The organism is Roseovarius nanhaiticus (assembly GCF_900156535.1).
GTDB lineage: Bacteria > Pseudomonadota > Alphaproteobacteria > Rhodobacterales > Rhodobacteraceae > Roseovarius > Roseovarius nanhaiticus.
Genome location: NZ_FTNV01000001.1, coordinates 673,766 through 694,949, shown reverse-complemented (window position 1 = coordinate 694,949; position 21,184 = coordinate 673,766). Strand labels below are relative to the sequence as shown.

General features: G+C 64.0%; 22 protein-coding genes. 9 read left to right on the top strand and 13 right to left on the bottom strand.

Features of this window, described 5'->3' with window-relative positions; translation table 11 throughout:
• Positions 1-241: 241 nt before the first annotated feature.
• Both BW975_RS03325 and BW975_RS03320 read left to right on the top strand, forming a co-directional pair.
• Positions 242-1,057 (top strand): MlaA family lipoprotein, encoded by an 816-nt coding sequence (locus BW975_RS03325; RefSeq protein ID WP_244512531.1) that lies wholly within the window; start codon positions 242-244, stop codon positions 1,055-1,057.
• A complete protein-coding gene (locus BW975_RS03320; RefSeq protein ID WP_170846556.1) occupies positions 1,047-1,652 on the top strand; it encodes an MlaC/ttg2D family ABC transporter substrate-binding protein in 606 nt (201 codons plus the stop codon). Before BW975_RS03325 ends, BW975_RS03320 begins: the two co-directional genes overlap by 11 nt.
• Before the next feature lie 66 nt (positions 1,653-1,718).
• Here BW975_RS03320 and BW975_RS03315 read toward each other — a convergent pair whose 3' ends face one another.
• The gene (locus BW975_RS03315) at positions 1,719-3,950 is read right to left on the bottom strand and encodes a transglycosylase domain-containing protein (protein ID WP_092746207.1); all 2,232 of its coding nucleotides are present in this window, start codon (positions 3,948-3,950) and stop codon (positions 1,719-1,721) included.
• Positions 3,951-4,123: 173 nt separating this feature from the next.
• On the opposite strand from BW975_RS03315, the gene mutL reads away from it, so the two are divergent.
• Together mutL and BW975_RS03305 are read left to right on the top strand one after the other, a co-directional pair.
• The gene (gene mutL, locus BW975_RS03310; RefSeq protein WP_076530948.1) at positions 4,124-5,977 is read left to right on the top strand and encodes a DNA mismatch repair endonuclease MutL; all 1,854 of its coding nucleotides are present in this window, start codon (positions 4,124-4,126) and stop codon (positions 5,975-5,977) included.
• Between the two features lie 72 nt (positions 5,978-6,049).
• Entirely contained in the window at positions 6,050-7,474 is a 1,425-nt protein-coding gene (locus BW975_RS03305; RefSeq protein WP_076530947.1) for a DNA recombination protein RmuC, read from the top strand.
• A 3-nt stretch (positions 7,475-7,477) separates the two neighbouring features.
• Here the strand turns inward: BW975_RS03305 and BW975_RS03300 are convergent, their stop codons facing one another.
• From BW975_RS03300 to ilvD, 4 genes are all read right to left on the bottom strand, one after another.
• Positions 7,478-7,855 (bottom strand): hypothetical protein, encoded by a 378-nt coding sequence (locus tag BW975_RS03300; RefSeq protein ID WP_076530945.1) that lies wholly within the window; start codon positions 7,853-7,855, stop codon positions 7,478-7,480.
• A 25-nt stretch (positions 7,856-7,880) separates the two neighbouring features.
• A complete protein-coding gene (locus BW975_RS03295) occupies positions 7,881-8,651 on the bottom strand; it encodes a DUF6478 family protein (RefSeq protein WP_076530943.1) in 771 nt (256 codons plus the stop codon).
• Positions 8,652-8,714: 63 nt separating this feature from the next.
• Positions 8,715-9,452, bottom strand: coding sequence for a hypothetical protein (locus BW975_RS03290; protein WP_076530941.1), 738 nt, complete (start codon positions 9,450-9,452; stop codon positions 8,715-8,717).
• Between the two features lie 50 nt (positions 9,453-9,502).
• Positions 9,503-11,260 carry a dihydroxy-acid dehydratase gene (ilvD, locus tag BW975_RS03285; RefSeq protein ID WP_076530939.1) on the bottom strand — a complete coding sequence of 586 codons (1,758 nt, stop codon included), beginning with the start codon at positions 11,258-11,260 and terminating at the stop codon, positions 9,503-9,505.
• Between the two features lie 130 nt (positions 11,261-11,390).
• Here ilvD and BW975_RS03280 point away from each other — a divergent pair, with 130 nt between their 5' ends.
• From BW975_RS03280 to BW975_RS03265, 4 genes are all read left to right on the top strand, one after another.
• On the top strand, positions 11,391-12,278 hold the full coding sequence (locus tag BW975_RS03280) for a CPBP family intramembrane glutamic endopeptidase (RefSeq protein WP_076530937.1): 888 nt from the start codon (positions 11,391-11,393) through the stop codon (positions 12,276-12,278).
• Between the two features lie 59 nt (positions 12,279-12,337).
• Positions 12,338-13,315, top strand: a complete 978-nt coding sequence (gene accD / locus BW975_RS03275) for an acetyl-CoA carboxylase, carboxyltransferase subunit beta (protein ID WP_076530935.1) — start codon at positions 12,338-12,340, stop codon at positions 13,313-13,315.
• Positions 13,312-14,586, top strand: coding sequence for a bifunctional folylpolyglutamate synthase/dihydrofolate synthase (locus tag BW975_RS03270; RefSeq protein WP_076530933.1), 1,275 nt, complete (start codon positions 13,312-13,314; stop codon positions 14,584-14,586). Before accD ends, BW975_RS03270 begins: the two co-directional genes overlap by 4 nt.
• A gap of 202 nt (positions 14,587-14,788) precedes the next feature.
• Complete coding sequence (locus BW975_RS03265; protein ID WP_139329164.1) at positions 14,789-15,064, top strand: hypothetical protein; 276 nt, start codon at positions 14,789-14,791, stop codon at positions 15,062-15,064.
• 205 nt (positions 15,065-15,269) lie between these two features.
• Here BW975_RS03265 and BW975_RS03260 read toward each other — a convergent pair whose 3' ends face one another.
• The 6 genes from BW975_RS03260 to BW975_RS03235 form a co-directional block, all read right to left on the bottom strand.
• Positions 15,270-15,827: a F0F1 ATP synthase subunit B gene (locus BW975_RS03260; protein ID WP_076530930.1), complete on the bottom strand. Its 558-nt coding sequence runs from the start codon at positions 15,825-15,827 to the stop codon at positions 15,270-15,272.
• Positions 15,828-15,831: 4 nt separating this feature from the next.
• Positions 15,832-16,380: a F0F1 ATP synthase subunit B' gene (locus BW975_RS03255; RefSeq protein WP_076530928.1), complete on the bottom strand. Its 549-nt coding sequence runs from the start codon at positions 16,378-16,380 to the stop codon at positions 15,832-15,834.
• Between the two features lie 94 nt (positions 16,381-16,474).
• Positions 16,475-16,711: a F0F1 ATP synthase subunit C gene (locus tag BW975_RS03250; protein WP_076530926.1), complete on the bottom strand. Its 237-nt coding sequence runs from the start codon at positions 16,709-16,711 to the stop codon at positions 16,475-16,477.
• 83 nt (positions 16,712-16,794) lie between these two features.
• Entirely contained in the window at positions 16,795-17,577 is a 783-nt protein-coding gene (locus BW975_RS03245) for a F0F1 ATP synthase subunit A (RefSeq protein ID WP_076530924.1), read from the bottom strand.
• Entirely contained in the window at positions 17,567-17,929 is a 363-nt protein-coding gene (locus BW975_RS03240; RefSeq protein ID WP_076530922.1) for an AtpZ/AtpI family protein, read from the bottom strand. Before BW975_RS03240 ends, BW975_RS03245 begins: the two co-directional genes overlap by 11 nt.
• Positions 17,930-18,159: 230 nt before the next feature.
• Positions 18,160-18,573: a universal stress protein gene (locus BW975_RS03235; protein ID WP_076530921.1), complete on the bottom strand. Its 414-nt coding sequence runs from the start codon at positions 18,571-18,573 to the stop codon at positions 18,160-18,162.
• Positions 18,574-18,666: 93 nt separating this feature from the next.
• On the opposite strand from BW975_RS03235, the gene BW975_RS03230 reads away from it, so the two are divergent.
• Entirely contained in the window at positions 18,667-19,020 is a 354-nt protein-coding gene (locus BW975_RS03230) for an ArsR/SmtB family transcription factor (protein ID WP_076530919.1), read from the top strand.
• 216 nt (positions 19,021-19,236) lie between these two features.
• Here the strand turns inward: BW975_RS03230 and BW975_RS03225 are convergent, their stop codons facing one another.
• Entirely contained in the window at positions 19,237-20,130 is an 894-nt protein-coding gene (locus BW975_RS03225) for a DMT family transporter (protein ID WP_076530917.1), read from the bottom strand.
• On the bottom strand, positions 20,127-21,008 hold the full coding sequence (locus BW975_RS03220) for a LysR family transcriptional regulator (protein ID WP_076530915.1): 882 nt from the start codon (positions 21,006-21,008) through the stop codon (positions 20,127-20,129). The genes BW975_RS03225 and BW975_RS03220 overlap by 4 nt, the downstream gene beginning before the upstream one ends.
• Positions 21,009-21,184: the final 176 nt, after the last annotated feature.

Genomic DNA, 21,184 nt, shown 5'->3' with positions numbered 1-21,184 from the left:
AACGGCAAAAACGCCTGGCGCGCCCGCCCGCTCACCCCGGAGCCTGAGGACCGCGCCGCTTGCAAGAACGGCGTTAAAATTGTAACTCGCGGTCTTGGGGATGTTGCCGCACTACGCGAACTTGCGTCGTATTTGTGCAACGCATCTGCGTCAATCGGCTACCTGCCCCATGCCCAAGACACCATCTTACCCTAAATGCCGTTTATTCTTTTTGCCCGCAACGAGCCTTGAAAGTGACCCGGTGACCCGCATTTCTTATTCGATAGCCTCCCGCTGCGCCATTGCGACCGCTCTTTTGGCCCTTGTCGCCGCTTGTGGGCACCAGCCCGATCCGGCGGTGACGCGCGGCGCGCCGTATGATCCGTATGAGCAGTCGAATCGCATCAATCACGAGCGCAACAAGAAGCTGGACCGCGCCGTGCTCCGGCCCGTGTCGACCGGCTATAGCGCCGTTATGCCGGACGTTGCCGAGACCGGGATCAGCAATTTTGCGACAAACCTTTCGCTGCCCGGCGCGATGGTCAATTCGGCCCTGCAGGGCAACGGCGTGGGACTGACATCGGATTTCTACCGATTTCTAGTCAATACCACCGTCGGTCTTGGCGGCCTGATCGACGTCGCGACCGAGCTGAACATGCCGGCGCGCACCGATGCTGATTTCGGCCAGACGCTCTATACTTGGGGCGTTCATGAGGGGCCTTATGTGCAGTTGCCGCTGATTGGGCCATCGACCAGCCGCGCTGTTGGCGGGCGGGTTGTCGATATCTTCACCAATCCGCTGGGCTACTGGATCCAGGATCCCGAGAGCTATTATGCCGTTGGCACTCGCGTGTCGAAAGGCATGACCGCGCGCACGCGCTACAGCGGGGCCATCGATTCCGTTCTTTACGAGAGTGCCGACAGCTACGCGGCGACCCGGTCACTCTACCTGCAAAATCGTCGCTTTAAACTCAGCGGCGGTGGAACCGGCGACATGCTGGATCCGTATGATACCACGGGCGGCGCCCCCGCCGGGACCGCCGTCAGCGCAGATTTCGAGGATCCCTATGACCAATAAATTCACCCGCCGCGGCCTGATCGCCACCGGATTTGGCGCCGCGGCTTTCGCCGCCCTGCCGCAGGGCGCACTGGCCCTCACCGATGCGGGCGCGCGCGCCCTCGTCGACAAGGCAGTGGCCGAGATCAACCGCGTCATCGCCTCGGGTCAGCCCGTCAGCGGCATGATCCGCGATTTCGAGAGCATTTTTCGCCAATATGCGGATGTCGACTTGATCGCGCGCAGCACCTTGGGCGCCGACGCCAACCGCGCCAGCCCCGCTCAGCTGGCCGCCTATACCGAGGCATTCCGTGGCTACATCGCGCGCAAATACGGCAAACGCTTCAACGAGTTTGTCGGCGGCCGGATCGAAGTGGTCGGCGTCAAAGCGGTTAAATCGTGGCACGAGGTGCAGGCCCGCGTGGATCTGCGCGGCGAGGCCCCTTTTGATGTGCGCTTCCTCGTTTCAGGCCGCTCGGGGCGGGATCTGTTTTTCGACATGGTGATCGAAGGCATCAGCCTGCGCATCAGCGAGCGGACCGAGATCGGCTCGATGCTGGACCGGCGCCAGGGCAATATTGACGCCTTGATCGCGGATCTGCGTCAGGCGGGCTAAGCGCAAGCACTCAACTGCTCTCAACGCGCGGTCCTCAATCGGGCCGCGCGTTTTTTCATGCCCCGTTCAACCGCCCAGCAGACGGCGCAGGATATTGGTGATTGGCCCTTCGCGGTTATCCCGCGGCGCCGGGACGGGATTGCCTTGCCATCCACGATCCGTCTGGGTGCCCTGATCGCCCTGATACCCTTGGCCCCCTTGCCCCTGATAGGACTGGCCACCGTAGGTCTGACCCTGCGACACCTGCGGCGCGGGCGGTGTCGGCTGCGTCATCGGCAGCGGCGTCGCCGGCATGCCTTCGTGGACGCGCGTCATCACCTCGTGCCAGATCTCGGCGGGCAGGCCGCCGCCGGTGACGCCGGTCAGCGGCGTGTTGTCGTCATAGCCCATCCAGACACCGGCGACGTAATCGGCGGTAAAGCCCAGGAACCACGCATCGCGCGCCGCCTGCGTCGTGCCGGTCTTGCCCGCGGCCTCGCGGCCCGGCAGCTTGGCGCGCGCACCCGTTCCCGATTCGACCACGCGGCTCATCATCCATGTCAGTTCGCGCGCGGCCTCTTCGCGGATCACCCGCTCGCCGATGCCGCCGCCCGCGCCCATGACCGCCTCATCCTGGCCCAGCAGCTTGAGCTCGACGAGGCCGTAAGGCGTGACGGACGAGCCGCCATTCAGGATGCCTGCGAAGGCGCCCGTCATCTCCAGCAGGGTACTTTCGGACGCGCCCAGCGCGAGGGCGGGGCCAGCGGCCAGATCGCTCTCGATACCGAAATCGCTGGCCACCTTGCGCACCAGATCGAGGCCGACACTCTCGGCAACTTTCACGGCGGGAATGTTGTAGGATTGCTCCAGCGCCTTGGCGAGCGTCACACGCCCGTGGAAGCGATTGGTGTAGTTGCTGGGGCACCACTCACCAGAACCGGCGATATTGAGGCAATAGCGCTCGTCTACGACGGTATCGAGGCTGGAATACCCCAGCTCGAGCGCTGTGGCATAGACGAAGGGTTTGAAGCTGCTGCCGGTCTGACGGTTGGCCTGCGTCGCGCGGTTGAACGCGCCCGAGACTTTGGTCTGGCGCCCGCCCACCATGGCGCGCACGGCGCCGTCGGCGCTCATCACCACCACGGCGGCCTGCGCCTTGGACCCGTCGCGCAGCTTTTCATCCAGAACGGCGTGCAGCCCCTGCTCGGCGGCGCGCTGAATCCGTTGATCCAGCGTCGTGCGGATGATCACATCCTCGGTCGTGTCGCGGGTAAAGAATTCGGGGCCCGACGACATGACCCAATCGGCGAAATAGCCGCCCGCCTGCCGCTCGGCCGCCTCCGAGAGCTCGGCCGGGGTGGCGAGGGCCAGCGCGGCCTCGCTGTCGGTCAGATAGTCCTGCTCGCGCATGAGGCGCACGACCGTGGCGGCGCGGTTCTGGCTGCGGGCAATATTACTGGTCGGCGCCAGCGTCGAGGGGGCGGTCAGAAGACCGGCCAGCATCGCACCCTCTGCGGGGTTCAGCTGGGCCGCGCTCTTGCCGAAATAGCGCTGCGACGCAGCCTCGGCCCCGTAGGCGCCGCCGCCCATGTAAGCGCGGTTGAGATAGATCGAGAGGATCTCTTCCTTGGTATATTTCGCCTCCATCGCCAACGCATAGATCGCTTCCTTGCCCTTGCGGGCCAGCGATCCACGGCGGCAATCGGCCTCGTAGGCAGCCTGGCTTTCCCATTCGGCCTCGACATATTCATTGCCGAGGCACAAAAGCTTGGCCGTCTGCTGCGTCAGGGTCGAGCCGCCATGGCCCGAGAGCGGCCCGCGCCCCTCGCTGAGGTTGATGCGGATGGCGCTGGCGATGCCGATGGGGTCGATGCCCGGATGCAAGTAGAACCGGCGATCCTCGGTTGCGATGACTGCGTTGCGCAAATGGGACGAGACAGCGCCCGCGTTGACAGCACCGCCAAACTGATCGCCGCGCCAGGCGAATACATCGCTGTCGCGGTCCAGCAGCGTGACCGACCCGCGTGCGCGGCCATCCAGCAGCGCCGACGCCTCGGGCAGCGTGGTATAGACATAGCCCACGGCGATACCAACAATGATCAGCGCGATCGCACCCAAACGCCAGCCAATGCCCCAAACCACGCGCCAGACCAAGCTCAAGAGGCCAAAGATGGCACGCGTCACCACGTTGCCACCGCGCGGCGGGCGCGGGGCCTTGCGCGCACGCGTTTTGCGCGGCTTGGCCGCCGGTTTCGGCTTGGTCTTGGGTTTGCGCCTGTCGGCCACCAAGGGTGGCTTGCGCGGTCCTGATGTGCTCATGCGTGCCCTGCTCGGCCAGAATTGCGGAGCTTTTACCCCTTTGCTTGGCGCCAGACTAGACCAGTTCGCCCGGGATGTAGAGCTATCATGCGCCGCGGCGGCTGATTTTTACCGCTTTTCACCCGCGCGGCGCCGCTGGTCGAATCAAGGAACGCCATGCTAGGTCTTGTGGCATGACGCATCACGCACCCCATATCGGCCTTGGCCCTGCGCAAACCGGCCCGATCATCCGCCAGCTGGACGAGGCCGCGATCAACCGTATCGCCGCTGGCGAAGTGGTGGAACGGCCCGCATCCGCGGTCAAGGAGCTGGTTGAGAACGCCATCGACGCGGGCGCGACGCGCATCGCGGTCGAGATCGCCGATGGGGGCAAGACGCTGATCCGCGTCACGGATGACGGCTGCGGCATGGCGCCGGATGATCTGCCGCTGGCACTGGCACGGCACGCGACGTCCAAGATTGACGGCAGCGATCTGCTGAACATCCACAGCTTCGGCTTTCGCGGCGAGGCGCTGGCCTCGCTCGGCGCTGTCGGGCGCCTGACCGTCACCTCGCGCGCGGCAGGGCAGGATGGCGCCGAGATCAGCGTCACGGGCGGCAAAATGGGCGCCGTGCGCCCCGCCGCGCTGAATGGCGGCACGGTCATCACGCTGCGCGATCTTTTCTTTGCCACGCCCGCACGGCTGAAATTCATGCGGACCGACCGGGCCGAAGCGCAGGCAATCGGCGATGTGATCAAGCGGCTGGCGATGGCCGAGCCATCCATCAGCTTCACCTTGCGCGACGTGTCGGGCGGCGGCGATGGGCGGCTGACCTTTCGCGCCGATGCCGAGACCGGCGATCTCTTTGATGCGCTGCATGCCCGCCTTGCCCGAATCATCGGCAGCGAATTTGCGGACAATTCCATGCGCATCGACGCCGAGCGCGAAGGGTTTCGCCTGACCGGCTGCGCGGGCCTGCCCACCTACTCGCGTGGCGCGGCCGTTGCCCAGTATCTCTTCGTCAATGGCCGCCCGGTGCGCGACCGGATGCTGCTGGGCGCATTGCGCGCGGGCTATATGGACGTGCTCAGCCGGGATCGGCATCCCGTCGCCGCGCTTTTTGTCGAGTGTGAAGGGGCGCTGGTGGATGTGAACGTGCATCCCGCGAAATCCGAAGTGCGCTTTCGGGATCCGGGCACCGTGCGCGGCCTGATCGTCTCGGGCCTGCGTCATGCGCTGGCCGAGGCGGGGCATCGCGCGTCCTCCACCGTGGCCACCGGCACGCTGGGCGCGTTTCGCCCCGAGGAGCGCGGCCAGCAACCCGGCGCGCGCGTTTACCAGATGGACCGCCCCTCTGCGCAGGCCCGCACGGCCAGTTATGCCGCGCAAGCGCCCGGCTTTGCCGAGATGCAGGGCGATTACAGCGCCCGCGCCGAGCCGGCACCAGAGCAAAGCGCGCCGGTGGACACGCCGCTGGGCGCCGCGCGCGCGCAGGTGCATGAGAATTACATCATCGCCCAGACCAAGGATGGCATCGTCATCGTCGATCAGCACGCCGCGCATGAACGCCTTGTCTATGAGCGGCTGAAACGCCAGCAGGAGGGGCACGGAATCGCCGCACAGGCTCTGTTGATCCCCGAAATCGTCGAACTGAACGAAGGCGATTGCGCGGTCCTGATGGACGCGGCCGAGGATCTGGCAAGTCTCGGCCTCTGCATCGAGCCTTTCGGCGGCGGCGCGATTGCGGTGCGAGAGACGCCTGCCCTTTTGGGCCATGTCGACGCTGCGGCGCTCATCCGCGATGTGCTGGACGAGTTGACGGACCAAGGCAGCAGCGAGACGCTGCGCGCCCGCATCGACGCGATCCTCAGCCGCATGTCCTGCCATGGCTCCATCCGCTCGGGGCGCAGGATGCAGGCGGATGAGATGAACGCCCTCCTGCGCGAGATGGAGGCCACGCCCATGTCCGGGCAGTGCAATCACGGGCGCCCCACTTACGTCGCGCTGAAGCTGAGCGATATCGAGCGGCTTTTCGGGCGCAGTTGATGCAATCGCAGCTTGCGGCGTCCTGGACGTTTCTGCCATTCTGGAACAAATGCCGAACACAAAGGTAAGAGCATGGAAGAGGTGCAGCAGATCATCGCGGCGTGGGATATTGCCGTCTGGCAGGGTATCGCCGCAGTCGCCGCCGCTCTGGTCGTCATTCTGGGGTTGGTCGCGCAAGCGGCAGCGCGGCGCGCCAAGGCCATCGAGACAGATGCGCATCGGCTGCAGGCCGAGATTGCCCGGCTGGAGCCTGTCGCCGCCCGCGCACATGAGCTGGAAGAACGCGCCGAGGGTCTTTTGACCGAAGTCTATCAGGAGCAGGTCAAGGCCGCCGAGCTGCGCACGAAGCTCGCCAGCCAGCAAGAAACACATGACGCGCGCATCGCCGACATGCAGGCCATGCGCAAAGAGATCGAGGACCGCTTTCAATCGCTGGCCTCGGGAGCGCTGACGCAGAATTCCGAACGGTTCCTGTCGATGGTCACCGAGCGCTTCCAGAAGCACAAAGAAACCGCCGACCACGATCTGACCCAGCGCCATGCCGCGATCCGCGATCTGGTCAAGCCGCTGGACGAGCGGCTCGGCAAGTTCGACGCGCGCATGACCGAGATCGAAAAGGCCCGCAATGAGGCCTACGGGACGATCAAGCAGCAAGTGCTGAACCTCGCCGAAGGGCAGCGCGATCTGGGCACCGAGACGCGCCGCCTGGTGCAGGCTCTGCGCGCGCCCAAGACGCGCGGGCGCTGGGGTGAAATGCAGCTGCGGCAGGTGTTCGAGATGGCCGGCATGACCGAACGCGTCGATTTCCATCTGGAGAAGAGCTTTGACACCGATGAGGGGCGCCGCCGCCCCGATGCCATCGTACATATCCCCGGCGGCAAGAGCATCGTGATCGACGCCAAAACGCCGCTTTCGGCCTATCTGGATGCGCTGGAGGCCGAAACACCCGAGCAGCAAAGCGTCTTCATCAAGCAGCACGCGGTGCAGGTACGCAAGCACGTAAATGACCTGTCGTCCAAGGCCTATTACGACACGCTGGGCGCCACGCCGGATTTCGTGGTGATGTTCATCCCGGGCGAGACCTTCGTGTCCGCCGCCGCCGAGGCGGATCCGCAGCTGATCGAATACGCGTTCGAGCGCAAGGTGCTGATCGCGACGCCGGCCACGCTGATGGCGCTGGTCAAATCCATTGCCTATGGCTGGCAGCAGGACAAGATGGCCGAGAATGCCGAGGAGGTGCAGAAATCCGCCAAGGAAATCTACGATCGCCTGCGCGTCTTCGCCGATCATCTGGCACGCGTGGGCCGATCACTCGGACAGTCGGTCGATCACTACAACAAGGCGCTGGGATCGCTGGAGGGGCGCGTTCTGCCCTCGGCCCGCAAATTCGAGGAGCTGGGCGTCGTCGCCGCCACGTCGGACAAGATCGAGCGCCCCGCCAGCGTCGAGCAGGAGCCGCGCCGTCTGACCGCACATGAGTTCACCGACGATGAATAAATCCTAGCTGGTCTCCAGGCAGTGACGGCGGAACGCGCGTTTCAGCATGTCCAACTCTTCGCGCAAGAGCGTCATCTCGGTCCGGATATCATAGCCCAGCGCCTCGCCCGACATCAGCGCAAAGCTGTTCAGCACAACATCCGCGCGCTTGTCACGGATAAGGAAGGTCTGAATCCCGTCGGTGATCACTTCGGCGGGGATGGGCACGCGCACCACCCAATATCCCGCCTCCTCATTCTCGATCACCTCAACCCCGGCAAGCGGACGCTCAAGATGCGTCACCTCGATGTCGGGCTGGGTATTGCCGTCGCCCTCATGCGTCAGCTGGCCCTCCCAGACACCCTCGAAAAGCCGGGTCTTGATCAATTTCAGATCGCTCATATCGCTTCCTTTCCGGCTTGGCCGATCAGAATTCCGCCCGCGGGCGGCGGCTGAAGGTGAGGTCGCGCAAGATCACCTGGCTCATCTCGGGGTTCTCGAAGATCAGATCGACCCAGGCCCGCTCGATCCGCTTCTCGTTCAGCGCCGAATAGGCCAGGTCGAATTCGACGATGATCTCATCCTCGTGCAGCGGCAATTCGCGCACGATCTGTTCAGTGTTGGGGCCATGCTTGATGTTGAGCCGCGCAAAGATCTCGAGCGGTTTTTCCAGCTCGACGATCGTCGTCATACGCAAAAGGTGGCGCTTTTTCAGCCCGTCCACCGCACCATGCGGCAGATCCAGCACGACCGACAGAAAAGAGCCGTCGAAGGCAAAGACATCCATGCGCAGGCCATAAGGCGCCAGATCGGCCTCGCGCGTGTTGCGCACCTGCCGCAAAGTCAATTCGGACCGTGCGCAATCGTGAAACAATGTCAGCTCGTCGCCCAGCTTGGACTTGGTGGGCGCAGCGGACATGCCGGGATACGCCAGCGGCAGGTTCCAAAGCGCGGGGCGCCAGGCCCAGTCCGTCCCGTGAGGTTTGGGGAACGCGTTGGAGCCAATCATTGGCAGGGCCAGCCGGTTTTCTGCAACGGCAGTCATTTCATGAAGTGAGAACAAGAGCTTGCGTGCCTTGCTCCGTTCGCGCCTCAACTCATCCAAGGGCATTTCGGGTGCGCGCCGTGCGGCACGAGCCCAGCGGCGCAGGCCGCGACGATGCACGATCCAATCGACCAAAGCACTACGCATCCGCATTTGTCACCGCCCCTGCCTGCCCGTGAGGTTCGTTATCCTGCCTCACCCATACCTTCTATAAGATTAAGCCGGATTGCGAAACAATCCCGACAGCATGGATTTCAGGCCGCGCCCTGGGCTTTTTTCGGGACGGGCGACCTTCACGGGCGCGGCGCGGTCCGTGGCCACAGCCTGCCCGGGATTTCCGGGCGCGGGGGTGACGGCACTGACCGGGCGCGGCGATGGCGGCGGTAGGGCCATGCGCTGCGGGCTGGCCTCGCGCATTGCCTCGCTTGCCGCGACAAGAAGATCATGCCCGACCTTGCCCGAGACACCACTGCTTGGCTCGCCATAGGCGGCCAGCGCCACGACATGACCGTTGACCAGCATCGCCGCCCGCCAATGGCCCGGATCGACGCCGGGCATCAGATCCTCGCCGCCGCGCGCCAGCTGGATCAGCGATATGCCGTCGCCGTCGATCTGCCGGGTCACACCCGCCTCGTCCCACGCGGCGGCCAGGCGGCGCGCGCTGGGCTGCTGGGCGCGCCCGTCCCGCGCGAGGACCGATACGGTCACAATAGCGGGGGCCACGGCGGTCATCTGCGGCTGGCCCAGATGGGCGCAATCGGCCATCAGGACAAAGGCACTGCCGCGCCCCGTCTGGACGCTGCCCGGATCGAGGCAATAGCCCGCCGGGCTGGCCGCCACCACATCGCCACCGAAAAGCGCTATGCGCCGCGGCGGGGCATCGCGCGTTTCGCTCTCGGGGATCATGCGCGCCATGCCCTCGCCGCCCAGACAGGCGGCAAGGGGAAGGATCATTGCAGAGGCCTCAACGATCCGAAGGGCGCCCGATAACCGGCGCAAGGCCCTTAGATATCCATGTAGATGTGACGCTCGGCCTCGGCGCCGGGATGGGTGACCGCGCCCTTGTAGGTCGGTCCGACAAGCTGCGCGAATTTCCAGATCGCCCCAGAGGCATACATCGTCTCGCGCGGGCCGGCCCAGCCTTCCTTGCGCTTGGCCAGTTCCTCGTCGCTCAGATCAACCGTCAGCGCGCCCTCCACGGCGTCGATGGTGATCATGTCGCCGTTTTTCAGCAGGGCGATGGGGCCGCCATAGGCGCTCTCGGGGCCGACATGGCCGACGCAGAAGCCACGCGTCGCGCCGGAAAAACGGCCATCGGTGATCAGCGCGACCTTCTTGCCCATGCCCTGACCGGAGAGGGCCGCCGTGGTCGCCAGCATCTCACGCATGCCCGGCCCGCCAGCGGGGCCTTCGTTGCGGATGACGATTACTTCGCCTTCCTCATACCCGCGCTTCTGCACGGCCTCGAACGCTTCCTCTTCGGACTCGAACACTCGGGCGGGTCCGGTGAAGACCTGCCCCTCGGCAGGTATGCCCGCGACCTTCACGATGGCACCCTCGGGCGCCAGATTGCCCTTGAGGCCGACGACGCCGCCGGTCTTGGTGATGGGGGTCTCGATGGGATAAATCACCTTGCCATCCGCCTCGCGGCTGATCAGGTCGAGCTCTTCACCGATGCTGCGGCCCGACGCGGTGATGCAATCCTCGTGGATAAGGCCAGCCTTGCGAAGCTCCTTCATCACCACGGGAATGCCACCCACATCATAGAGATCCTTGGCCACATGTGCGCCGCCCGGCTTGAGATCGACGAAATAGGGCGTGTCGCGGAAGATGTCGCAGACATCCTCGAGGAAGAAATCGATGCCCGCCTCATGCGCAATCGCCGGCAGGTGCAGGCCCGCATTCGTCGAGCCACCCGTGCAGGCCACGACGCGCGCCGCATTCTGCAACGATTGCAGCGTCACGACATCTCGCGCGCGGATGTTCTTCTCGATCAGGTTCATCACGGCGCGGCCCGACGCCTCGCCATATTGATCGCGGCTCTCGTAAGGCGCAGGCATGCCCGAGCTGTTCATCAGTGCAAGGCCGATCGCCTCGGAAACGCAGGCCATCGTATTGGCAGTGAACTGGCCACCGCAAGCGCCTGCACTGGGGCAGGCTACGCGCTCGAGCATGTCGAGCGCCGCATCGGACATGGTGCCGTTCTGGTGGCGACCAACGGCCTCGAACATGTCCTGGACGGTCAGGTCGCGGGTGCGGAAATCCTCGGGGATCTCGTCCACTTGCGGCGCGCGCCCCGGCAGAATCGAGCCGCCATAGATGAAGACCGAGGGCGTGTTGAGACGCACCATCGCCATCATCATGCCCGGCAGCGACTTGTCACAGCCTGCAAGGCCCACGATGGCGTCATAGGCGTGGCCGCGCATTGTCAGCTCGACCGTGTCGGCAATCGCCTCGCGCGAGGCCAGCGACGAGCGCATGCCCTCATGGCCCATCGCGATGCCGTCGGTGACGGTGATCGTGGTGAATTCGCGCGGCGTGCCGCTTCCGGCTTTCACGCCCATCTTCACCGCTTGCGCCTGACGGCTGAGCGCGATGTTGCACGGCGCGGCCTCGTTCCAGCAGGTAGCAACGCCGACGAGAGGCTGGTGAATCTCTTCCTCGCTCAGGCCCATCGCATACATGTAGGACCGGTGCGGCGCCTTGGACGGGCCTTCGGTGACATAGCGGCTGGGCAGTTTGGACTTGTCGAACTTGGTCATGGGGGCCTCGCGAAACCGGTGCTGTAAAAAATGCTGCCCGAGGAATAGGCGAGCGGCCCCTTTGGCGCAAGCGCGCGGGTGCGGCGGGATGGCGATTGCGCACGGCCACCGGCGGGGATAGCGTCGCGCCATGCGATATCCCGGTTACGCTCCCCTTGTCGAACCCGCGCGCCGCAGTGCCGCCCTCTGGCGGCTCATGGTCGGTATTGTGCTGATTACGGCCGTCTTTCTGGCGCTGTCGCTGATCTACGGCTTTTTGATCACGCAGTTCATACCGATCGAGGCTTGGGGCGAAGACGGGCTCGGAATCGAGCAAGCCACAACGCCCCTGGGCGCGCTCGTGAATCTCTACGCCTTCGGACTGTTGATCATGGCGCTGGCCCTCGTGCTGCCACTCATCCACAAGCGCGGGCTGCGCAGCGTAATCGGCCGCCCTGCCCTGGCACTGCGCCAAGGTGGGCGCGTCCTGCTCTACATGCTGGGCGTCTATGTGGCCGCGTCGCTGGTGCAACTGATCGACCCCATCCCGCTGACGCCGGGGCTGGATCCGTCGCGTTGGCTGGCCCTGTTGCCGTTGACGCTGTTGGGCCTCTTGATCCAGACCGGCGCCGAAGAGGTGGTCTTTCGCGGCTATCTGCAAAGCCAGCTGGCCGCACGGGTGCGTCACCCGGCCGTTTGGCTGGTGCTGCCCGCGCTTCTCTTTGGAATGCTGCATTTCCAGCCCGGCATCATGGGAAATGCGGCATGGGTCATCGTCGTCTGGGCGGCGCTTTTTGGTATCGCCGCAGCAGACCTGACCGCGCGTTGCGGCACATTGGGGCCGGCCATCGCGCTACACTTCGGCAACAACTTTGCCGCCATCGCCATCAGCGCTCCGACGGGGTATTTCGACGGGCTGGCACTGGCCACCTACCCGTTCGGACCCGACGACACGGCACTTATGCTGCAATGGATGCCGATGGATCTGGGCATCCTGCTCTGCTCGTATCTGGCAGCGCGGCTGGCCCTGCGCGTCTGATTGCAATTCCGCGCGCCCGGGCTTAAATCAGGGCGAACCGCGACAAACAGGCAGGCCACATGAACTGGATCACGAATTACATGCGCCCGCGCATCAACTCGATCTTCTCGCGCCGCGAGATGCCCGAGAATCTGTGGACCAAATGCGATGAGTGCGGCTCGATGCTGTTCCACCGCGAGATGAGCCAGAACCTGAATGTCTGCACCAATTGCGGCCACCACATGAATATCGCGCCGCGCGCACGGTTCGAGGCATTGTTCGATGGCGGCACCTTCACCGAGGTCGCGGTGCCTGCACCCAAACCCGACCCGCTACATTTCCGCGATCAGAAGCGGTATCCCGACCGGCTGAAGGCCGCGCAGAAATCCACGGGCGAAAAAGAGGCGATGCTGGTCGCCACCGGCGAAATCGGGCGCACGCCAATCGTCGCCGCCGCGCAGGACTTCTCGTTCATGGCCGGGTCCATGGGCATGTATGTCGGCAACGCGATCATCGCCGCAGCCGAGCAGGCGGTGAAGCTGAAGCGCCCGCTGATCCTCTTCTCCGCCGCGGGCGGCGCCCGCATGCAGGAGGGGATCTTGTCCCTCATGCAGATGCCGCGCACGACGGTCGCGATCCAGATGCTCAAGGAAGCGGGCCTGCCCTATATCGTGGTGCTCACGCATCCCACGACCGGCGGCGTCACTGCCTCCTACGCAATGCTGGGTGACGTTCAGATCGCCGAGCCGAACGCGCTCATCTGCTTTGCCGGGCCCCGCGTGATCGAGCAGACGATCCGCGAGAAGCTTCCCGAGGGCTTCCAGCGCGCCGAATATTTGCTGGATCACGGCATGCTGGACCGCGTCACGCCCCGCCCGCAAATGCGCGAAGAGCTGATCACCATCACCCGCATGCTCCTGGGTCTGCCGCCGGTTATCGCTGGCGATCTGCCCGCCCCGACTTTGGAGGAGGCCGAGCCGCAGGGTGCCGAGGCGACAGCCAAACGCGCTGCCGACGCCAAGGCCGCCCCCGCGCCCGAGGCGACGACCAAGAAATGAGCGGCGCAGGATCGGACATCATTCTCGAGAGGATGATGGCGCTTCACCCCAAGATCATCGATCTCACGCTCGACCGCGTCTGGCGGTTGCTGGAGGCTTTGGGCAATCCGCAGAATGACCTGCCCCCGGTGATCCACATCGCCGGGACCAATGGGAAGGGCAGCACGCAGGCCATGATCCGCGCGGGGCTGGAGGCGGAGAGCAGCCGCGTCCATGCCTATACCTCGCCCCATCTCGCCCGGTTTCACGAGCGGATCCGACTTGCCGGGAGCCTCATCACCGAGGACGCGCTGAGCACAGTTCTGGACGAGTGCTATACCGCCAATGGCAGCGATCCGATCACCTATTTCGAGATCACGACCTGTGCCGCGCTTCTTGCGATGGCGCGCACACCCGCCGATTACACCCTGCTCGAAGTGGGCCTTGGCGGGCGGCTGGACGCGACGAATGTGGTGGCGCGGCCCGCGCTCACCATTATCACCCCGGTCAGCATCGACCACGAGCAATATCTGGGGAATACGCTGGCCAAGATCGCGTTCGAAAAAGCGGGTATCATCAAACGCGGCGTGCCCTGCATCGTCGGCCCGCAAGCGGATGAGGCGCTGGACGTGATCGAGGAGGTCGCGGCGCGTCACGGCGCGCCCGTCATCGCCCACGGCCAGCACTGGCATGTCAGCGCCGAGCGAGGCCGCATGATCTACCAGGACGAGAGCGGCCTCTTGGACCTGCCCCTGCCCAACCTGCCCGGCGCGCATCAGATAGAAAACGCGGGCGCCGCCATCGCCGCCCTGCGGCATCTCGCCAAAGGCGATCTTGCCACCGAAGCTGCCGTCACGCGCGCCGAATGGCCCGCCCGCATGCAGCGCCTCGACCGCGGCGCACTGGCCGAGGCCGCCCCACGCGCCGAGCTGTGGCTGGATGGCGGCCATAATGCGTCCGCCGGGCAGGCGCTGGGGCGCCACTTGGCCAGCCTGCCGCCCCGCCCGACGCACCTGATCTGCGGCATGCTCAATACCAAGGATATCGGCGGCTACCTGCGCCCGCTGGCAACCGAGGCGAGCAGCCTCACCGCGCTGTCGATTCCCGGAGAGGCGAACACTTTGCCCGCCGAAGTCACCGCCGCCGCCGCGGAGGCGGCAGGCCTGACCGCGCATGTCGCGCCGGATCTGCGCGCAGCCCTGGCGAGGATCACGGCGGAAGATCCCGAGGCTCGGATCCTGATCTGCGGCTCGCTCTATCTGGCCGGGCATGTCATGCGCGAAAATGGCTGACGCAGCGTAAATTTTTTTCTTGGGCTAAATACCCGAAAACGAGTCTCTTTTTGCGCTGCACGGCTTTCTGCGCGCTTTCGAGACCGCAAAACCGGCGCATAGCATGTTGACCGATTCGCGGCTTTGCGCCTATATCTTGCGCCACCATCCAAATCTGGATGTTTTATCACAGTTTGACCCTTGCGCCGGAGAGCCCGTCCCGATGCCACGCCGCTGCCAAGACCGCGACATGCGCTGGAAGGTGGGTCATATGATCCGTGCGGCGTTCTTGTCGCTCGGGTTTCTGGGCATCACGGGCGCTCTGATCGCGGTTCAACCGACTTCCAATCTGGGCAGCCAAGCCGCGGAAGAGCCGGCTGCGGAGGGCATGACAGTGCCAAACAATCTGATCACGGCGACGGGCCGCGTGGACAGCCAAGCGCTGACGCGAAGCGCGGCGCTGTTGGTGGGGCAGCGGATCACCCCACCAAAGAGTTAAGACCACAGGCAGACGGAAGCGACGCGAGCAGAATGATCGAGGGGCCGAACCAACGGCCCCCTTTCATTTTTACGGTCTATGTTGTGGCCAGGTGCCAAGAAAATTCAAATTTTCTTGGCAAAACTCAGGAAAGAGTTTTGGCCCGAAACGCAAAAACCCGGCGCCTGTAAGGCACCGGGTTTTCATTAATTCTTCCATAGCCTGGCTAGTGCAGCTTGGCACTTACCGTCTCAATGCCATCGTCGATCAGCTTGTTCGCTTCGGCGGCGCTCATCTGTTTTGCGATAACCTCGCGCGCGGCGGCGATCGCGATGGTGGCCGCCTGGTCGCGCACTTCGCGTACTGCATCCGCCTCGGCAGAAGCGATGCGGTCTTCGGCGGCCTGCATGCGGCGGGCGATGGATTTCTTGAGGTCTTCGCGGGCCTGCTCCGACGCTTCGGTCGCTTCCGTTTTGGCCTGAGCCACGATCCGGTCGGCCTGGGCCTGCACGTCCTTTTGCTGGCGCTCATATGTAGCCAGCAGCGCTTGCGCCTCTTCGCGCAGGGCGCGGGCCTCGTCCAGCTCGGATTTGATGCCATCCGCGCGCTTGTCAAGCATCTCGCCAATCTTGCCGGGCACCTTCAGATAGGCAAGCACCGCAAGAAAGAGGATGAACGCAATCATCACGACGAAGTTGCTGTTCGACAGCGAGAAGAACGGGCCTGATGCGGCCAGGGCGGGGCTGGCGGCAAAGAGCGCGATCAGCGATGCAATCATGCGCATGGGATCAACCTTTCATCTGCGAGGCGACGGCGGCGTCGACGGTCTTGGCATCGGCCTTACCGCCCATCGCCGCGACGATTTCCTTGGCGGTATCCTTGGCAACAAGCTTTACGGATTCCAGCGCATTGGCGCGGATCTCGTCGATGGCCTTTTCGCCCTCGGCGGTCTTGGCCGCGATTTCGGCATCAGCCTTTGCCATCGCCTGGTCGAGGTCGGCTTTGATGCCTGCCTTGGTTTCGGCAATAATGTCGTTTGCATTGCTGCGCGCGTCGGCCAGCGCCTTCTCATAGGCGGCCTCTGCTTCGCTCGCCTTGACCTTCAGGTCTTCGGCGGCGGCAATGTCATTGGTGATGGTGCCCTGGCGCTCGGCCAGAACGGCTGCGATGCGCGGCAATGCGACGCGCGACAGCACAAAGAAAATGATGACGAGGGTAACGAGCAACCAGAAGATCTGATTGCCGATCCAGTCAGGGCACAACTGCGGCAGGCCGATTGCTCCGCCATAGGAGTTGACGCACTGGCTGGCTGTTGCAGCGGCGGTCTCGGTAGCCATTCGTAGTGTCCTTTCTCAGGAGCCTGTCTGTAAGAGAGGGTGAAGGGCACGATGCCCTTCACCCATCCCGTAAGGATCAGTCTACCGGGTGTTCTTAGACGGCGAACATCAGCAGAAGCGCGACGAGGAACGAGAAGATCCCCAGTGCTTCGGCGAATGCGATGCCGATGAACATGGTGGCCGTCTGGCCAGCGGCGGCCGAGGGGTTGCGCAGGGCGCCCGACAGGAAGTTGCCGACAACATTGCCCACACCGACGGCTGCGCCGCCCATGCCGACGGATGCCAGACCTGCGCCGATGTATGCGCCCATTGTTGCGATATCGCCTTCCATGAGATGTCTCCTTACTGTGGAATTTGCGGTATTTCGGTCGTTCGGTCCGGCAGGATCACCCTGCCGGTATTTCAGCCTGCGGATCAGTGCGCCGGGTGCAGCGCATCCTTGAGGTACACGCAGGTCAGAATGGTAAAGACGTAGGCCTGAATGAAGCAGACCAGCACTTCGAGCGCGTAGATCGCCGAGATCGCGAGGATCGAGAGCGGCGTCACGGCAAGGCCAATGCCCGTCGAGATGATGATCATCGGGGCAAAGGCCGCGAACACTTTGATGACGGCGTGGCCGGCCATCATGTTGCCCGCCAGACGAATGGAGTGGCTGACGGGACGCACGAAGTAGGAAATGACTTCGATCAGCGCCAGGATCGGGCGCAGCGGCAGCGGCGCGGCGCTGATCCAGAAGAGCCCGAGGAAGCCTGCGCCATGCTTGACGAAGCCGATCACGGTCACTGACACGAAGACCAGAAGCGCCAGAACGGCGGTCACGCCGATGTGGCTGGTCGAGGTGAACGAGCCAGGAATGAGGCCGACGAAGTTGGCCATGACGACGAACATGAAGATCGTCATGATGTAGGGGAAATACGGCAGAGCGTCGCGGCCCGCGACATCTTCGACCATCTTGCGGATGAAGCCGTAAGCCAGTTCGGCCACCGATTGCATGCGCGTCGGAATCGACTGGCGGCTGGACGAGCCGAGAACCAAAAGCCCCATGGTGGCGAGGATCGTGATCGCCATCCACAGCGTGAGATTGGTGACGGTAAACAAACCGACGGGTCCATCACCGAAAAGCGGCGCGATGATGAACTGGTCCATCGGGTGGAAGACCAGACCGGTTGCTTCGCCGGATGCTGCTTCAGTCGCCATCTTTCGCCCTCTCGTCTTGGCCTGTCTCGGCCATTTGTGTCTTGGCCTGATCGGCCTGCTGTTTGCTCTGGATCTCTTGCGCGCTGCGGATCATCACCTTGATCCCGGCCGCGAGGCCCAAGAGCGTAAAGATCACCAGAAAGATGGGCAGCGTGCCCAACAGGCTGTCCAGCCCATATCCGATGCCGAAACCGATCAAGAGACCGGAAACGAGTTCTATGACCATCCGCCAGGCATGTTGTGCCTGCGAATAGTGCTCATCCGTGTGCGGCTTGACCTCTCTCGGCGCCTTGAGCGCGTCGATCCGGGCCTCGAGATCGCGAAGTCGGGCGCGACGGTCGGGGTCAGTCACTGGGCAAGCCCCTGCATGCGGACGTTTGGCGCATTGCTATGCGGCAGGGGGCGCCGAGTCAAGCGACAGTCAGATCCCATCAAGGTACTGTTCAGATTGAGTATTTTTGGAACAATGAAAGCAATGCTGAGGCAAGCTCGGTGCAAAGGCCGACAATTTGGGTGTGCAAAGCTCATTCAACCTTTCGGTTGAGAAAGGCGCGCGACAGCTTGGGCGCCGCGCGCCGACACCTAGCGGATCACGAAGACCGAACATTTGGCGTGCTGCGCGATATAGCCGCCGTGGGAACTGAAGATATGCTCCATCACGCCGGGCTGATGCGAGGCCATGATGACGAGGTCTGCTCCGATATCGTCGATCGCTTGCATCAGCTTGCGCGTGGTATCGACCGCAGGATCGGTGGATTGCACGGGATGCGCCTCGACCTCGGCGCCGTATTGCTCGCGCAGGGACGCGGTGAAATCCGCAAGCGTCTTGCCGAATTCGCCTGGGTTGTGGCCAAGCGTGCTCGGCAATTCGCCGCCCACGCTGACGACATGAACCGTCGCGCCATGGGCCTTGGCCATTTCACCGGCGACGGCCAGCGCCTTTTGCTGCTTGTCCTTGTGAACCAGATCGACGGGGACCATGATGGTCTTGAACATGCGAATTCCTTTCGTATTGAAGTGCAACTGCCGCGATAGTGCCTGCCTGCGTCAGTACCGCATTTGATCTGGCGCAACTCACATGGGGATTGCATGACCGCATCACTGGATCTGACCTTCGCGGCACTGGCCGATCCGACCCGGCGCGCAATACTGTCCATGTTGCTGGAAGACGATATGGCCGTGACGGACGTCGCCGAGCCATTCGATATGAGCCTTGCGGCAATTTCCAAGCATCTGGGTATTTTGGGACGTGCCGGCTTGATCAGTCAAGAGCGGCGCGGCCGCGTCAAATGGTGCAAGCTGGAGCCGGGTGGGCTGCGGGATGCGTCAATCTGGATGCAGGGGTTCGGTCAATTCGAACCTGTCGACTTGGACGCGTTCGAGATCTTTTTGGCGACGGAGCTTGGAGCCGAGCCGGATGTGGACACCCAGAATCAGGACTAGCGTGCGGCGTGGGTAGAAACGCGGGGCTGACCGGTAATGCGATCAACCCCACGAAAATTTTATATCACAATACGAAGCTGACGATGGCCAGAACGATGACGACGAGGCCGACGAGATAGATAATATTACGCATTTTATGTCCCTCTTTGCATTTACGTTGGGGTTCAAACGCCAAGCGGGACAAAATGGTTCCGACCCGACCCTGTCGGCGGGCAGTCAGCGCGCCGGCGCCTCCTCATTCTTGAGCAGCATCACAAGGGCCGTGATGGTCAACGCCACCCCCACAAGGACCAGCGCGGGCGGCAACGGCTGGCTTAACGCCGCCTGCCAGCCGATCACCCAAGTTGGCAAAAGGTAGGTATAGGCCATTACCTTGGCGCTGGGCAGCTTCAGGGACGCGTATTGCAAAAGCACGATGGTCAGCGCGGTTGCAAAGACCGTGATATAGGCCAGTGTGATCCAGACGATCAGCGGCACCTCACCCCAGGCCATCGCCGCAAGATCCTGTGCGCCCAGCCCCGTCATGATCAGCGCCGCCGCCGCGATCGTACCGAAGGACATGACCGTTGCCGATTGCCCCCGGTTCAGCCGCCGCACCAGCGGCGTGTAGATTGCGTGCGCCGTGCAACCCCAGAAAAACAACGCCTCGCCAGCGCCCATGCGAAATTGCAGAAGCGTGTGCAGATCAGCGCGAAAGATCACCCAAAGGGCGCCTGCCGCGCCGACGGCCAGCGCGGCGCCCATGCGCGGCGTCATGACTTGGCGCAGCAGCAGGTAACCGGCGATGCCCGAAAGGATGGGCGACAGGGTGAACACCGCCGACAGGGACACTGCAGGCGCCGTCTTGAGCGCCTCGAACATCAGTACGAAATAGCAACTCAGCAGACCGCCCAGCAAAAGATAGCGCCACGGCGCCTCAACATCGCGGCGGGTGACGCCGATGCGCAGACAGGTCCAGATGCCCAGCACCACCGCCGCCATGGAAAAACGCATCGCGTTCATCGCCGCCGGAGCGATATGCGGCGCCGCCAATGAGCCCATCGCGAACGAGCCCGCGATCAGCCCGGAAAAGGCCAACATCGCCAGATGGCCGCGCCACGCATCGCTCACGCGCCGGTCCAGCCCGGCACGCGCGCCTTGAGGAACGCAGTCAGCGCCTGAACCTTGGCCGTGCGGTGCAAGTCCATGTGGCTCAAGAGCCAGAGCGGTGCAGCCCATTCCCTGCGCGGCGGGGCGATGCACACGAGATCGGGCAGGGAATCCGCACGCAGGCAGGGCATGAAGCCGATACCGATGCCCGCCTCGATCGCGGCCCATTGGGCGTGCACGTCATCGCTGCGCAGGACTACGCTGGCCACAGGGATCTCCGCGGTCATCCAACGCGCGTGGGGCGCGCGGCTGTCCAGATCGGCGGCGCCGACCATGCGGTGCCCGGCCAGCGCCTCGGTCCCGTCCGGCTGCCCGTAACGCGCGATGTAGGCGCGCGCCGCATAGAGCCCCACCTGCTGGTCGAAGAACGGCTGAACCACATTGTCCGGCTGGTCGGGCGCGGCGCCCGCACGGACGGCCACATGCGCTTCGCCGTATTCGAGTCGAAACAGCCGGTCCCCGGTCAGATATCGCAACGCCACCTCGGGATGCTCTGCCTGAAAGTCGGCCAGCGCGGGCAGTAGGAAATGGTTGAAAGCCGCCAAAGACGTAACCACCAGATCCCCGCTGACATCACCGCCATGCCCCTTGATCCGGCCCGCCAACTGGGCAAAGCGGTGGTCGGCCTCCTGCGCAACGCTCAGCAGATCAGCGCCCGCCTCGGTCGGGGTGTAGCCGCGCGCATGCCTTTGAAAGAGCCTTACGCCCAGCCGCGCCTCGAGCGCGTCGATATGGCGGATGACGGTGGCATGATGCACGCCCAACGCCTCCGCCGCGCCGCTGACGGTGCCCGCACGGGCCACGTGGTAGGCCGTCCTGATCTCGTCCCAGTTGTCCATGGCAGCCTCTTTGCCGGGTCACTCTACCATCAACCGCAATGGCGCCCCTCACTTCAAGAGCAATCGGGATGGCGTGCGCCTCGGCCCTGCCCGGCTTGACTCGGCCGCGCGCCGCCTCTAAAAGCCCGTCAATTCTCCGGAAGCGTCCCTGTCTTCCGGTCCCTTGGCCCATGCCG